Genomic DNA, 648 nt, shown 5'->3' with positions numbered 1-648 from the left:
TTTATAGCCTCATTCTGGATCATGGCATTTATAGCTTTAAAGTTCACCTGTAACTCGGCAATAGCTTTCAAATCTTGTGCACCACTAATTGCCGCTAAATGGAGTATGATTTGCCTAAAGCGATTTTCTGCATGTTCAAAATTTTGCAAACTTACAATCTTATCTACGATAGAAGTATATTGACTACGTAAATTAATAAGCTCACGTATTTCATCGGTAGATTTTCCAGAATACTCTTCTTGTTTTTTTATATTCCTAATCAATATAGGAAAGTTCGAATGAATTCCTGTTTCTTTACTTTCATCATAAATATATTTTGGATTCATAAGTACAAGACTGCTATCACCTTCTTTTCCAAATTTGACTCCCAATCGCTTACCCGTTATAGATTCACGTATTTTTATAATTTGGTCAACGTGTGCTCTTGTTGCCTCAAGCTGTTCTTTTGATAAATTTTGAGGTTCGAATTTCAATCGCCTACCCTTTAGAAATTCATGTATTCTTACAATTCGGTCAACCTGTCCACTTGTTGCCTTAAGCTCATCTTGACTTCCGTATGCCAGAGCTGAATTTGACATTCCAAAGAATATAACCATTCCTATTATAATAAGAATTTTCATATGGCTCCTCGCTGAATTTCGGTAGGTA

The 648-nt window shown here is 34.4% G+C and carries 1 protein-coding gene; it reads right to left on the bottom strand.

Annotated elements, in window-relative coordinates:
* On the bottom strand, positions 1–620 hold a 620-nt coding region (locus tag BN202_RS09305), incomplete at its 3' end, for a TrbJ/VirB5 family protein (RefSeq protein WP_156792132.1).
* Positions 621–648: the final 28 nt, after the last annotated feature.

The sequence above is a fragment of the Bartonella florencae genome, assembly GCF_000312525.1.
Lineage (GTDB): Bacteria > Pseudomonadota > Alphaproteobacteria > Rhizobiales > Rhizobiaceae > Bartonella > Bartonella florencae.
The sequence above is the reverse complement of the archived record's forward strand: the minus strand, read 5'-3'. Positions and strand labels throughout refer to the sequence as shown.